Genomic DNA, 13,812 nt, shown 5'->3' on the forward strand with positions numbered 1-13,812 from the left:
CGGCAAGCGGCCGGCAAATCGACGTTTTTACTCGGCAGCCTGGCGGCCGGCATGCATCTCGGCATTGGCGGCAAGAACGGCTTTGACGATGTTGTGATATCCGGTGCAGCGACAGATGTTGCCGTCGAGCTCGTGGCGAACGGTGGCCTCATCGAGTGCGCCGCCATGGCGGTTGATCATGTCGACCGCAGTCATCACCATGCCCGGCGTACAGAAACCGCATTGGAGCCCATGGTGCTCCTTGAACGCCGCCTGCACCGGATGCAGTTCGCCGTTGGTGGAGAGCCCCTCGATTGTCGTGATGCTGGACCCCGACGCCTGGACGGCGAGGATGGAGCAGCTCTTGATGGACTTGCCGTCCATGTGCACCACACACGCGCCGCACTGCGTCGTGTCACACCCGACATGGGTGCCCGTCAGCCCCAGCTTTTCCCTGATGAATTGAACGAGAAGCGTGCGATCGTCGCAATCACCGCTGACTGTACGGCCGTTCACCGACAGCGTTACTTTAGCCATATTGTTCCTCCTCGTGTCTCTCCAGGACACCCGAGTCATCATTTGTCTTTTTCCAGAGCGGATCAACTGGTACTTCGAGGGGGAGCGGCATTTTTATTTCCCGCATTGCAGCAACCGCGGGACTTTACTGTGTCGCCGCGAACACTGCCGTCGCGGCACGTGATCACGGACATTTGAATTCAATGGACTTTCCGATTTTGGAGGATATTCTTGTGCAGCGATCGCAAGGACGGATTGAGATCTGCCGGCGGATACGCGAGTGATGCAGTGACCGGTCATCCGGAATGCGTAAAACCATTGGAGAAAAGTCATGAAAAAGGCTCTTGTGCTTGTACTGATCGGCCTTTCGGTCGCTGGTTGCACACAGACCGAGAAGGGCGCCACCATCGGCGCCGCCTCGGGCGCAATCATCGGCGGTGCAATTACGGGTGACGTCCGCGGCGCTGCCGTCGGCGCCGCAATCGGCGGTGTATCCGGCGCCGTCATTGGCGCCGCCAGTGAGCCCGGCAAGTGCTACTACCGCGATCGCTACGGCCGCCGCTACGTCGATTACTGCCCACGCGGCTACTGATCGCCTCTTGCCAAATCAGAGAAGTCCCGGCGACAAACCGGGACTTTTTCCTTTTCTAGGACGTCCTAAAGCGGTATCCCTTCCGCGTCTGCATCTGAAGTTGCCCTTAGCGAAGCGGAAACGTCTGTCGGATAGGATGACCCGAAATACCAACGTTGCGTATACCGATCGGATCGACATTGCCGAATTTGAGTTCTGCGTTTCGGGGGGCCGGGAGCGCCTTGACGGTCGCAGCGACGGCTTTGTTTTGCCTCGGCTTTGCCGGTGACGCCCACGCCTTCAAGATCTTCGGCATCACACTATTCGGGGACGACGAGGCTGATGTAAACGTCGTCGATCCACTTAACTACAGCGTTCATCTGGATACCGATGGCTCCGACCGCGAGCTCGCCCGGGCCATCGAACGAAGTTCGCTGCTCGTCAATCAGGCTGAGAACCCGGTCTCCGGCGATCTTGGGCTGGTCATCAAGGCACGCGACGATCGCGACAGGCTGATTGCGGCACTTTATGAGCGGGCCCATTATGGAGGCGTGGTCACCGTCACGATCGGCGGCCGCAGCATCGACGATCTTCCTCCCAACCCGAAGTTCGACCGGTCCGGTCCGGTGCCGGTCACCCTCCGCGTCGAGCCCGGCCCGGTCTTCACACTTGGCGACATCCGCCTGGAAGGCGATGCGGCCCGTCTTGATCCCGGCCGCTACGATCTGCGGCCCGGCGCGGATGCCGGATCGCTCGTGATCATCAAGGCGGCCCGACAGATCGTCGATGATCTCAAGACGGAGGGCCGCCCGCTGGCGCACCTCACCGAGCAGCAAGTCGTCGCAGATCACAAGTCGCGGACGGTCGATGTGGTGCTCGGCGCGGAAAGCGGCCCCATCGCCCCGATCGGACCCGTCACAATTTCGGGAGAGAAGGCCGTCGACCCAGACTTTATCCGACGGTATTCGCGGCTCAACCAGGGAAAGCCCTACATCCCCGAAGACATAAGGAAGGCCTCTGAGCGGCTGCGCAAACTCGGCGTCTTTTCAAGCGTGACGATCAAGGAAGCGGAGACACTTGCTCCGGATGGATCGCTGCCGATCGGCATCACCGTCTCCGAAGGCAAGCACCGCTATTTCGGTTTCGGCGCGTCGATCTCAACGATCGATGGAGGCGGACTGCAGGGGTATTGGGGTCATCGCAACCTCTTCGGGCAGGCGGAATCCTTGAGGATCGAGGGTTCGGTAGGCGGTCTTGGCAATTGGAACGGCGTCGAAAATCTCGATTACACCGCCGGCATCTCTTTCGTGAAGCCCGGCGCCTTCGTTCCCTCCGGAACACTGGACGCCAGCATCAAGGGTTCGACGATCACGACGGAATCCTATGACGCCGCTTCGGTCGTCGCGCGCCTCGGCTACTCCTACGAACTTTCCGACAAGGACACGCTCTCCGCTGCGGCGACACTGAGCTTCGACGACATCGACGATGCGTTCGGCAACAATCGCTACGTCACGTTTGCCCTGCCGATCGACTATGTTCGCGATACGCGCGACAACACCCTCAATCCGACAGAGGGATACCGCGCCACACTCTCTGCAGCACCAAGCTACGAGGTTCTCGAGGGAACGATCTTCTCGTCCTTTGAGGGCTCGATTTCCGGCTACCGCGGCTTCGGCGAAGACGACCGCCTCGTCCTTGCCGGCAAGCTCGCGGCCGGGACACTGATCGGCGGCGACGGCCTCGCCAGCATGCCGGCGACGCGCCGCTTCTATGCCGGAGGCGGCGGCTCGGTCCGCGGCTACGCCTACCAGGAAATCTCCCCGTACAACGGCAGCGGCGATGCGACCGGCGGGCGATCCTACGTCACAGGTTCCGTTGAGGCGCGCCTCAACGTCACCAATACGATCGGTGTCGTTCCGTTCCTCGATTTTGGAACCGTATCGTCGGAGATCTATCCCGATTTCTCTGATGTCCGCCTCGGGGCAGGCATCGGTCTGCGCTATAATACGCCCTTCGGGCCGATCCGGCTCGACGTCGCCATGCCGCTCGATCGCTACGACGGCGGCAGCCGTTATGGCATCTACGCCGGAATCGGACAGAGCTTCTGACACCGCCTACCGCCACACCGAAAGGGAAGACGAAGAACCGCGATGCAATTCCTGACCCGCCTGACGAAATGGATCCTTCGCCTCGCGGCCTATGTCGCAGGAACGACACTTGCGCTGCTGATCGTTGCAATCGTGCTCGGCGGGTTCACCTCTTTCGGCGGAAGGCTGTTGTCGGGCTGGATCGCGGAGCTCGCCTCGACGCCGGATCGCCGGATTGCGATTTCCGAGCCGGGCCCACTTCTGTCGGGAAGACTTCGCATCGGCACGGTCACAATTGCCGACACGAAGGGAACCTACGCCACGATCCGTGACCTCGCTGTCGACTGGACACCGTCGGCTCTGCTTGCCGGACGTTTCCGCGCCGATCGCATCGCCGCAACGGCGATCGAGATCGACAGACAACCGATGGTGACGCAACCTCCGACACCGTCAGGCGGCCCGTTCCGGTTGCCATTGGCGATTGACGTAGCCTCCGTCGAAGTGAGCGAGATTTCACTCGGCAGCGATCTGACCGGCAAGCCGATGACCTTTTCCCTGGCCGGGTCCGGGATGGCCGATGCCGACCGGATGGCGGCGACTGTCGAGGCCCGACGCGAGCATGATCCGGGTTCGGCACTTGTTGCGGAGCTGCTCTATGCTCCGGCAGATGATCGCTTGCGCCTGCAGGCGACTGTCACGGAGCCAGCCGGCGGACTCGTGGCCGGCTTGCTGCGCTTGCCGGGAGAACCGGCGTTCAAGATTGCAGTGGACGGCGACGGACCGCTGTCCGACTGGCGCGGCAAAGTCTCAGCCGACGTCGACGGTCAGCCTACGGTCTCGGTCACAGCCACGCACCGCATCGTGGCGGAGAACCGCCGGCACGTGACGCTCAAGGGCGACGGCCAATTCGATCGGATTCTTCCGCCTGCCCTGCGCGAACTGTTTTCAGGCCGGACCCAGCTCGACCTGGCAGCGGCGCTCGCGCCCTCCGGCGCGATCGAGATCGAAAGCGGAAAGGTCACGACTGCTCGCTTCCAGCTCAACGCCTCGGGAACCTTAGATCCCGCGGGCCAGAACGACCTACGGGCCAGTCTCTCCGGCTTGTCCGGACCCGTCACCGTTCGCTGGACCGCCGACAAGCGCGCCATCGAAACGGAGATCGAAAGCGCGACATTGTCCGTCAACGGACCGGCGTCGGCGGCCGCACTCGATATCAGGGCACAGTTGCAGTCCGTCGCCACGACGGAGGGACGCCTGAACACGGTGGCACTCTCGGCAAGAAGTGCGGCCTTCAACCTCGCGAAGCGGGAAGGCCTGATCGACACGATGCTATCGGTCAACACAGGCACGTTTTCGAACCCTTGGCTGAGCCGCGTCGTCCGACCGCCGCTGACCATACACGCGCCGCTCGTCGTTTCGTCTGCAAGCATCGGCTTCGACGGGTCGACCATCGAAAGCGCCTCGATCGGCGGCAAGCTCGACGGGAGCTACTCGCTGGAGAGCGGCAGTTTGTCATCCCACCTCGCCCTGTTCCTGCTGCCGGATGTCCTGCCAGCGGGCGTCGCGTCGAAGTTCAGCGGAACGATCGGGCTGGCCGGCGATCTTCAATTCTCGCCACCGCGCGCCGTAAGCCTCGAAAATCTGAAGGTGACCTCCGACATCCTGGAGATCTCGGGCAAGGGCGCGCTCACATCCGACAACCAGATTTCTGCGGACCTGGGAGGTAAGCTCGCCGACATAGGCCATTTCATCGCCAATACCTCAGGCGGGGCCGGCTTCACCGTTTCCGCGTCCGGCCCACTCGACGGCCCCAGAGCACAAGTGGCGCTGAACGCCGCCAAGGCGACAGTAGCCGGACGGACACTGGAAGACCTGACTGTCGAGCTGGAAGGGACTGCGAGACCGACAGCTCCGACAGGCCAGCTCAGGATTTCCGGCAAACTGGACGGACAGGCCATCAGCGGCAGCGCCGACCTTGTCCCGGCGAACGGTGGGACGAACATCCCGGCCCTTTCGGTCGTCGTGGGTCCGAACCGTGCGTCTGGCTCGATGTCGTTCTCGCCGGAATTCGTACCGAGCGGCGAACTGACCTTCGATTTTCCGGACCTTGGTCTCCTTGCCGCGCTGGCCGGTCAGCAGCTCACCGGCGATCTCAAGGGCAAGGTGACGATTGGAGACGACAACGGGCGGACGAGCCTGAACGTCATGGCGAGCGGTTCGGCTGCAAGTCGTGACGGCATCGTGGTGGGCAGACCCGATGTGAACGTCACAATCGCCGATCTCCAGACGTTTGCCGCCAGCGGATCGGTTCGTGCACAGTCGGTCAAGCTCGGCGGCCAGACGCTGGAGGCACCTCTTCTCTCGTTCACTCGCCGCGGCTCATCCACCGGGATCAAACTCGAAGCCCGCTATGACAACGCGCCCGTTCTCTTCGAAGGTGACGTGGCGGAAACCCCGAGCGGACTGACCATCGCGATCAGCCGGCTTTCGGCCGCGCCGCGCGGGCTCCCGCTGCGACTGTCCGCTCCTGCCTCGGTGGACGTCGTGGACGGCAGCGCAACCCTCCGTTCCGTTGTCATCTCTGCAGGCAACGGCACCGTCACACTCAATGGAAAGGCCGGCAGCGCGCTTGCTCTGAACGCGGCGCTGAACAACATTCCGGCGGCGTTGGCCAACAGCCTCTCGCCCACGCTCGGTGCAGCCGGCAACATCTCAGGTACCGTCACGGTCACCGGGCGGGCCGCATCACCTGTGGTGGGCTATACGCTCGACTGGCGGAACGCAGCGATCGCCCAGACACGCTCGGCCGCCCTCGGCGACTTGAACATCAATGCTCGCGGACGCTTCGAAGGCAATCGGCTGACGATCGAGACGCGAACGACCGGCGCCGGCGGCGCGGTCCTGACGGGCGGAGGATCGCTTGTCGTGTCCGGCAGGCAGGATGTCGACATGCGCTTCGTCGGCGACCTGCCCTTTGCGACGCTGTCCGGCCTGCTGGCACAACAGGGCCTGGTGCTGGAGGGCACTGCAAATGTCCAGTTCACCGTATCCGGCAATCTCCGTGGTCCCGTTATCGGCGGCAGACTGACGACCAGTGGCGCGCGGCTCATCGACGTGCGGAGAAATCTTACCGTGGAAGGCCTCACCGCCACGGTCGTACTTGCGGACAACCGGGCGACGATCTCGAGTCTCACCGGGCGTCTGGCGAGCGGCGGCACGGTGTCGGGCTCGGGCACCATCGACATTCGTTCTCCCGGATTACCCGCCGATATCGAGATCAAGCTCATCAAGGCCGTCTATGTCGATGGAACGCTCTTCCACTCGACGGTCGACGGCACGCTCGCTTTGCGCGGCCCCCTTCTCTCCGGCCCCGTGCTCTCCGGATCGCTCGCCCTCTCCGATACAGCGATCACGGTGCCGGAACGGCTACCCGCCAGTCTTGCCGAACTCGACATCAAGCACAGGAATCCGCCGCCGGCCGTTCGCGCCCAGACGGCCGCATTGCGGCCGGCGGAAGCGCGCGGCAGCAGTTCCGGCACCCGGCTTGACCTTGCGGTTTCCTCGCCCTCCCGCGTCTTCGTGCGCGGCCGCGGCATCGACGCCGAACTCGGGGGTTCGCTCACTCTGAGGGGAACTGCCGCCGATCCAGAGGTCAGCGGCGCCTTCACGCTGCGACGCGGCCGCCTGACCATCCTGACGAAGCGGCTGGACTTCACCCGTGGCACGATCACCTTCGGGGGCGGCCTGATCCCCATCCTCGACATGGAAGCCACCACCACATCCGGCAGCACCACGATAACCGTAACGATCTCGGGGTTGGCCAACAATCCGCAGGTCGCGTTCTCGTCGTCGCCAGCCCTCCCGCAAGACGAGATCCTGGCGCAGCTCATTTTCGGTCAGTCGATGACCCGGCTTTCGGCACTCCAGATTGCCCAGCTTGCCGATGCCGTGGGACAGCTCGCCGGCGGGCAGACGTCGCTCTTCAACAGCCTGCGCAGTGCAATTGGTATCGACAATCTCGACATCACCACCGATGAACGCGGTCAAGCCCAGTTCCGCGCCGGAAAATACCTGAACGAGCGCACTTATATCGAGCTCGAACAAGGAGCCAACGGAACGGGTCGAGCGATCATCAATCTCGATGTCGGCCGCGGTGTCAAACTGAAGGGCGAAGCAGGCGGTGACGGCTCCGGCGGTGCAGGCATCTTCTACGAAAAGGAATACTGAGCCCCGGACGTCGTCCCGGCTCGCCGTTGCGGCAGTGCGGCTCAGTAGCTCACTTTACTGGTCTTCAGAAGAATGTTGCTCTCGGTGGTATTGATGCCTTCGATGAGACGGATGCGCCGTAGCGTCTCGTCGAAGGATGCGAGGTCGCGATCTTCCAGTTCGGCGACGAAGTCCCACCGGCCGTTGGTGCTGTGAAGTGCGCGCACCTCGGGCAAACCGCGTAGCTGATGGGCGACCTTGTCTGCGAACTTACCAACAACCTCTATCATCACGATCGCGCGGACACCGGCAGCGCGCAGCTCACTTCCGGTTTTGATGGTGAAGCCTGCGATGGTACCGTCTGCAACCATGCGATCGATCCGTGCGGCGATGGTCGCGCGCGAGGCACCGGTCATCGCCGCAAGCGATGACACGGCGATTCTGGCATTGTGGCGCAATGCGCCGAGTATGGTGTGATCCAAATCGTCCAAGGTTACATTCCGCCAGAATAGCTTCGCATTCTGATAAATGTAGCTCACTTTTCGACATTTTTCCATCTTTTTGCCGGCGCGATGCACGGAGATAATCCCAACAACATCGGGGAGTCGAGAATGCAGGTGCAGCAGAAGGCGGTGACACTGATCGGGGTGCCGGTCGAGGAAGGCTCGGGTCGCGGCGGTTGCGCGATGGGACCCGCGGCCCTCAGGATTGCCGGGATCGGGCATGTCCTGCAGGAACTCGGCTATCGCGTCAGCGATGCGGGCGATCTCCGGCCGGAGCCGACGGACGATCTCGCCACGAGCGCAAGGGCTCGCAATCTTCCCGCTGTCGCCGCGTTCACCCGCGCCCTCGAGAAGGCAACGTTCGATGCCGCCGACGCCGGCAGCTTGCCGGTGGCGCTCGGCGGCGATCACAGCCTGTCGATGGGCAGTGTTTCTGGCATGGCCCGCTACGCCGAACAGGTCGGCCGTCCGCTTTTCGTCCTCTGGCTGGATGCCCATGCCGACTTCAACACGCCGGAGACTTCCCCCTCCGGCAACATGCACGGAATGCCGGTCGCCTTCTTCTGCGGTCAGGCGGAGTTCGCTCCCATCCTTCCGGCCGAACGGCCGTTCGTCGATCCGACGCGGGTTTATCAGGTCGGTATTCGCTCGGTGGACGAGGAGGAGCGCGTCGCGATCGCGAAACACGAGGTCAACGTATTCGACATGCGTGCCGTGGACGAAGAGGGTGTCGGCGCGATTATGCGTAGGATTCTCGCTGAGGTCGAGGGCCGCAACGGCCTCCTGCATGTGAGCCTCGACGTCGATTTCCTCGACCCGGACGTCGCTCCCGGTGTCGGTACCACCGTACCGGGCGGAGCGACCTTCCGCGAGGCCCACCTCATCATGGAAATGCTCCACGACAGCGGGCTCGTTTCCTCGCTCGACCTCGTCGAACTGAACCCTTTTCTGGACGATCGCGGCAAGAGTGCCCGCGTCCTGGTCGATCTTGCGGCGAGCCTTTTCGGTCGCCGCGTCCTCGATCGCCCCACCCGCTCCGCCTGAGCCACAAGGAACGCCGTCATGTCGCAGACAGCCGAACTCATTGCCACCGAACACCGCCTCGGCGCCCATAACTATAAGCCTCTCGACGTCGTCCTGACGCGGGGACAGGGCGTGCATGTCTGGGACAGCGACGGAAACCGTTATCTCGATTGCCTGTCGGCTTATTCCGCCGTCAACCAGGGGCATTGCCACCCGCGCATCCTGACGGCCATGACGGAACAGGCGTCGAAACTCACGCTGACCTCGCGCGCCTTCCGCAACGACCAGCTTGCTCTCTTCTACGAGGAGCTTGCCGCGCTTACCGGCTCCCACAAGATCCTGCCGATGAACTCGGGCGCGGAAGCCGTCGAGACCGCGATCAAGGCGGTGCGCAAATGGGGCTATGAGGTAAAGGGGGTCGAAAAGAACAAGGCCGAGATTATCGTCTGCTCGGAGAATTTCCACGGCCGGACGCTGAGCATCATCAGCTTCTCGACCGACCCGGACGCCCGCGAAGGCTTCGGTCCTTACACGCCGGGCTTCACCATCGTGCCTTTCGGTGATGCCGCCGCGTTCGAGGCCGCGATCAACGCGAATACGGTTGCCGCCCTCATCGAGCCGATTCAGGGCGAAGCCGGTGTCATCATCCCCCCCGCCGGCTATTTCCGCCGCGTGCGCGATCTGTGCACGGAGCACAACGTCACGCTGATCCTCGATGAGATCCAGACCGGGCTCGGGCGAACCGGCAAACTGCTAGCCGAGGAGCACGAGGGGATCGAGGCGGATGCGACCCTCATCGGCAAGGCCCTCTCCGGCGGGTTCTATCCCGTCTCCGCGGTGCTTTCGAACTCCGAAGTGCTCGGAGTGTTGCAGCCGGGCCAACACGGCTCCACCTTCGGAGGCAACCCACTCGCCTGCGCGATCGCCCGCGAGGCGCTGAAAGTGTTGATCGAAGAAGGCATGATCGAGAACGCCGAGAAGATGGGCGCCTATTTCATGGAAGGTCTTCGGTCCATTCGCTCCAACATGGTCCGGGAAGTCCGCGGACGCGGACTGATGATGGCGGTCGAACTCTTGCCCGAGGCAGGTGGTGCCCGCAAGTACTGCTACGCCATGAAGGATCGCGGCATCCTCGCCAAGGACACCCATGTCAACACGATCCGCCTCGCGCCACCACTGGTCATCACCAGGGACCAGGTGGATTGGGCAATCGAAAACATCGACGCCGTACTGTCAAAAGGCGCGTGAAAGCGGCGGGCCCTTGACCGCTGCTGGCTGCAGCTCCCCTTTGCCGTCTCCGATTTAGATTTGAGCAACACTCTTGCGCTACGGTGCACAGAGCGAGACGAGATGTCACTGCCGCAGCCCGGTCCGTCGCATCGCCGGTACGCGTTTTCATAGCATGAGCAAGGACGTTTCAGCGCCGGTGCTCTGCGAAAGACAAAAGGACGGGGAACACACTGATGGCAACGACGATCAACTCCACGACCTTCGGCGGCGATACTCTCGAGATCATCGCCTTCCGTCTCCACGACCAGGAATTCTGCGTGAAGACGACGACCATTCGCGAAATCCGCGGCTGGGCACCTTCGACGCCCATTCCGCATGCGCCGGCCGACGTGATTGGCGTCATGAACTTGCGCGGCTCGGTGATCCCGATCATCGACCTCGCCTACAAGCTCGGCATGAAGAGCACGGTCGCGAACGAGCGCAGCGCAATCGTCGTCGCCGAAGTCCACAACATGGTCATCGGCATGCTCGTCGACCGCGTCTCCGACATCCTGACGATCCCGAGCTCCCAGGTGCAGCCGGTACCGGAAATCTCGGCCTCCTTCGACAAGTCCTTCTCGGAAGGCATCATCGCCACCGAGAATGGCATGATCTGCTTCCTGAACCTCTCGAAGATGTTCAAAGGTACGGAAGCCGACGACCTCGCCGCCTGATCGCGGCCCATAAACGCCTTGATTTACGGGAGCCGGCGCTATCCGATAGCGCCGGTTTCTCGCAAACCTGTCTGCCGTCAGGCGAGTTGATCGCGCACGGCACCTGACGTACCAGAGGCAGGTACGGTCTTCCGAGGTTTGAACGTCATGCAACTGCTTCTCATCCATACCGGCGGTACGATCGGCATGGCCCCCGGGCCCGATGGCCTCGCACCGATGAGGGGACTCGTCGAAAAGGCAGTGGCGGAACGCCTGCCGGCAGGCGTCACTCTCCATAGCCATGTCTTCGATCCACTGATCGACAGTGCGGACATGGGACCGGACGGCTGGAATGCCATCCTTTCGGCTATCCGCGCCTACCCAGGCATACCCGTCATCGTGACCCATGGTACCGACACGATGGCCTTCACCGGCGCCGCGCTTTCGCAGGCGCTTGCCGGAGAAGGTCGTAGCGTCATTCTTTGCGGTTCCATGACGCCGATCGGCATGGGCGGCGACGCCGAAGGCAATCTCGCGCTTGCGATCGACGCGACCATGGCGACGGGTGATGAAGGCGTGCAACTGGCCTTTGCCGGCTCGCTGCTGCCGGCAGACGGCCTTGTGAAGCACCACAGCCACGAGGCTCTGTCGTTCCGCTCACAGCCGCAGCAACCACAACCGACACCGTCAAGACGCAGCTTCGACACCCGTCGTTTCGCCATCCTGACGCTTTCCCCGGGTCTGCCGGCTGAGGCGCTGGAAGCCGTCCTTGCGACGCTGGACGGCGCTGTCCTCCGCGTTTTCGGCGCAGGTACGGCACCGTCGGACCAGGCGATCCTGAAGGCTCTTGCCGAGGCCGTTGCCGCGGGCAAGCGGATACGCGCGGTGAGCCAGTGCGAGGCGGGCGGCTTAACGCCCGGAACCTACGCCGCGGGGGCGGGTCTTTGGGCGACTGGCGTCGAAAACGGCGGCATGGAAACACCGGAAGCGGCACTCATCCGCCTCTGGCTCAACTGAGGCGAATGCAAGAGAGAGGCGAGCTGAAGCCCGCCTCCCGGATTGGGTCTCACTCCACGCCGGCTCAGTTGAAGAGCACGAAAGTCTTCTGCAGCGTGATCCAGACACCCCAGAGGATCGGCAGGCCGACGACGGCCCAGGCGACCAGCGCCTTTCCGTCAAACCCACCTTTGCCGATCCCGAAGGAGCCGGTCGGGCCAGCGTTGCTTGCCTGCGTCTTCGCCTGCAGAGCCGCGACTTCTTCGTCCGACATAAACCATTTGTCCGAGAGCGGCCTGACCAGCGTGTTGGCAATGAGCCCGAGCGCCAGCAACCCGGCGAGGATGTACATGGTGAAGTCATAGACCTGCGCGCGGGGAATGCCGGCGGCAATCTGCGCTTCACGTATGTAGTTCACAACCACCGGACCGATGATGCCGGCCGTCGCCCAGGCTGTCAGGAGACGACCGTGGATCGCGCCGACGAACTGTGTGCCGAAAATGTCCGCGAGATAAGCCGGAACGGTCGAGAACCCGCCACCGTACATGGACAGGATGACGCACAGGGCAGCGACGAAGAACACCTTGCTGCCGATGCCGGCCGCCCAGGGAGCGGAGGCATAGAGCAAAATGCCGAGCAGGAAGAAGACGTAGTAGGTGTTCTTGCGTCCGAGTCTGTCGGAAAGCGACGCCCAGAAGAACCGTCCGCCGATATTGAAGAGCGAGAGCAGACCGGTGAAGCCGGCGGCGATCGCCGCAACAGCCGCAAGCTGTTCCTTATTGAGGTCGGCGAATTTCACGTCTGGAACGCCGATCAGCGAGCCGGCGAAAATCTCCTGCAGCATCGGTGAGGCCATGCCGATCACGCCGATCCCCGCGGATACGTTGAGGCAGAGCACGGCCCAGATCAGCCAGAATTGCGGAGTCTTGTGCGCATTGCGCAAATGGACGTGGCCGTGTGTGATCATGGCATTTCCGGTGACCTTCGGCTGCCAGCCGTCCGGGCGCCACCCGGCGGGCGGAATGCGATAGCCGAAGGCGCCCCCCATCATGAACACGAAGTAGACGCCAGCCATGACGACGAACGTCTGCCAGACGCCGACGGAGGTCTCGCTTTTGAAGACGTTCATCAGCATGTCGGCAAGCGGCGCACCGATCATCGCGCCGCCGCCGAAGCCCATGATGGCCATCCCTGTCGCCATCCCACGACGGTCGGGAAACCACTTGATCAGCGTCGAGACCGGTGAGATGTAGCCGAGACCCAGGCCGACACCGCCGATCACCCCTGCACCGACCCACATCAGCCAGAGTTGATGGAAGATGACGCCGAGTGCAGCAATCAGAATGCCTCCGCACCAGCAGCAGGCCGAGACGAAGCCGGCGCGACGGGGGCCGACTCGCTCCAGCCAACCACCCCAGATCGCGGCTGACGAACCGAGCAGGACGAAGAAGAGCGTGTAGATCCAGCCGAGGTCACTCACCCGCCAGTCGCATGTCGTGGTGAAGAGGGCCGAGAAAAGCGTGAGATCGGTGCAGGCAACCGACTGGTTGATTCCGATCGACTTGGTTAGCGGTAGCCAGAATACCGAGAAGCCATAAGCCATGCCGATGCAGAGATGAATGGCAAGCGCCGCCGGCGGCACGAGCCAGCGATTGAAGCCCGGTTTTGCGATGATGCGTTCGCGGTCGAGCAAACCCGCACCGTAACCGTCGGTTAGTGTTTCCGTTGTGGCAGTCATTCCTGTTCTCCTCCCTGCCGCCGGTCGAAGCCGGCGGGTCCATCTGCTTGCAGGCAGACCGGCACCGGTCCCCGTCTACGAAGACGCTGCGCTGCCTCCCCAGCGATGTCGCGCAAACGACTCGCTCTTCCGCTTCCGGCGACCGAATGTCGGACGATGCGCCGGATGCCGGATTCATGGAGCAAACCGCGTGCCAGAAAACAGTCCTAGATTTTTCAGTGCGTTAGGTCGCGCCCACTCAGAAATTCGGACATTTTGTCCGGATTTGCGC

The 13,812-nt window shown here is 62.9% G+C and carries 10 protein-coding genes; 7 read left to right on the forward strand and 3 right to left on the reverse strand.

Annotated elements, in window-relative coordinates; translation table 11 throughout:
• Window positions 1-27 precede the first annotated feature (27 nt).
• Complete coding sequence (locus ACM6UT_RS09870) at window positions 28-516, reverse strand: (2Fe-2S)-binding protein (RefSeq protein WP_129333862.1); 489 nt, start codon at window positions 514-516, stop codon at window positions 28-30.
• A 310-nt stretch (window positions 517-826) separates the two neighbouring features.
• Between ACM6UT_RS09870 and ACM6UT_RS09875 the strand changes: the two genes are divergently transcribed.
• The 3 genes from ACM6UT_RS09875 to ACM6UT_RS09885 all read left to right on the forward strand — a co-directional run bounded on the left by ACM6UT_RS09875 (window position 827) and on the right by ACM6UT_RS09885 (window position 7,380).
• Complete coding sequence (locus tag ACM6UT_RS09875) at window positions 827-1,087, forward strand: YMGG-like glycine zipper-containing protein (RefSeq protein WP_112686521.1); 261 nt, start codon at window positions 827-829, stop codon at window positions 1,085-1,087.
• Window positions 1,088-1,248: 161 nt separating this feature from the next.
• Window positions 1,249-3,174, forward strand: a complete 1,926-nt coding sequence (locus tag ACM6UT_RS09880) for an autotransporter assembly complex protein TamA (protein WP_416797326.1) — start codon at window positions 1,249-1,251, stop codon at window positions 3,172-3,174.
• Window positions 3,175-3,216: 42 nt separating this feature from the next.
• Complete coding sequence (locus ACM6UT_RS09885; protein ID WP_416797169.1) at window positions 3,217-7,380, forward strand: translocation/assembly module TamB domain-containing protein; 4,164 nt, start codon at window positions 3,217-3,219, stop codon at window positions 7,378-7,380.
• A 41-nt stretch (window positions 7,381-7,421) separates the two neighbouring features.
• Here the strand turns inward: ACM6UT_RS09885 and ACM6UT_RS09890 are convergent, their stop codons facing one another.
• A complete protein-coding gene (locus ACM6UT_RS09890) occupies window positions 7,422-7,850 on the reverse strand; it encodes an Lrp/AsnC family transcriptional regulator (protein WP_416797170.1) in 429 nt (142 codons plus the stop codon).
• 120 nt (window positions 7,851-7,970) lie between these two features.
• Between ACM6UT_RS09890 and rocF the strand changes: the two genes are divergently transcribed.
• From rocF to ACM6UT_RS09910, 4 genes are all read left to right on the forward strand, one after another.
• Window positions 7,971-8,906 (forward strand): arginase, encoded by a 936-nt coding sequence (gene rocF, locus ACM6UT_RS09895; RefSeq protein ID WP_416797171.1) that lies wholly within the window; start codon window positions 7,971-7,973, stop codon window positions 8,904-8,906.
• 18 nt (window positions 8,907-8,924) lie between these two features.
• On the forward strand, window positions 8,925-10,133 hold the full coding sequence (gene rocD / locus ACM6UT_RS09900) for an ornithine--oxo-acid transaminase (protein WP_416797172.1): 1,209 nt from the start codon (window positions 8,925-8,927) through the stop codon (window positions 10,131-10,133).
• A gap of 215 nt (window positions 10,134-10,348) precedes the next feature.
• The gene (locus ACM6UT_RS09905) at window positions 10,349-10,828 is read left to right on the forward strand and encodes a chemotaxis protein CheW (protein ID WP_112686511.1); all 480 of its coding nucleotides are present in this window, start codon (window positions 10,349-10,351) and stop codon (window positions 10,826-10,828) included.
• A 147-nt stretch (window positions 10,829-10,975) separates the two neighbouring features.
• Window positions 10,976-11,824, forward strand: coding sequence for an asparaginase domain-containing protein (locus ACM6UT_RS09910; RefSeq protein WP_416797173.1), 849 nt, complete (start codon window positions 10,976-10,978; stop codon window positions 11,822-11,824).
• A gap of 64 nt (window positions 11,825-11,888) precedes the next feature.
• Here the strand turns inward: ACM6UT_RS09910 and ACM6UT_RS09915 are convergent, their stop codons facing one another.
• Window positions 11,889-13,541, reverse strand: a complete 1,653-nt coding sequence (locus ACM6UT_RS09915) for an OFA family MFS transporter (protein WP_416797174.1) — start codon at window positions 13,539-13,541, stop codon at window positions 11,889-11,891.
• Window positions 13,542-13,812: the final 271 nt, after the last annotated feature.

Source organism: Ciceribacter azotifigens (assembly GCF_048159625.1).
GTDB classification, from domain to species: domain Bacteria; phylum Pseudomonadota; class Alphaproteobacteria; order Rhizobiales; family Rhizobiaceae; genus Allorhizobium; species Allorhizobium azotifigens.

What these genes read in the sequence shown, in the direction of transcription:
- ACM6UT_RS09910 (WP_416797173.1), top strand. Translation starts at nt 10,976, where the DNA reads ATGCAACTGCTTCTCATCCATACCGGCGGTACGATCGGCATGGCCCCC.
- ACM6UT_RS09905 (WP_112686511.1), top strand. Translation starts at nt 10,349, where the DNA reads ATGGCAACGACGATCAACTCCACGACCTTCGGCGGCGATACTCTCGAG.
- ACM6UT_RS09915 (WP_416797174.1), bottom strand. Translation starts at nt 13,541, where the DNA reads ATGACTGCCACAACGGAAACACTAACCGACGGTTACGGTGCGGGTTTG.
- ACM6UT_RS09875 (WP_112686521.1), top strand. Translation starts at nt 827, where the DNA reads ATGAAAAAGGCTCTTGTGCTTGTACTGATCGGCCTTTCGGTCGCTGGT.
- ACM6UT_RS09885 (WP_416797169.1), top strand. Translation starts at nt 3,217, where the DNA reads ATGCAATTCCTGACCCGCCTGACGAAATGGATCCTTCGCCTCGCGGCC.
- rocD (WP_416797172.1), top strand. Translation starts at nt 8,925, where the DNA reads ATGTCGCAGACAGCCGAACTCATTGCCACCGAACACCGCCTCGGCGCC.
- ACM6UT_RS09870 (WP_129333862.1), bottom strand. Translation starts at nt 516, where the DNA reads ATGGCTAAAGTAACGCTGTCGGTGAACGGCCGTACAGTCAGCGGTGAT.
- rocF (WP_416797171.1), top strand. Translation starts at nt 7,971, where the DNA reads ATGCAGGTGCAGCAGAAGGCGGTGACACTGATCGGGGTGCCGGTCGAG.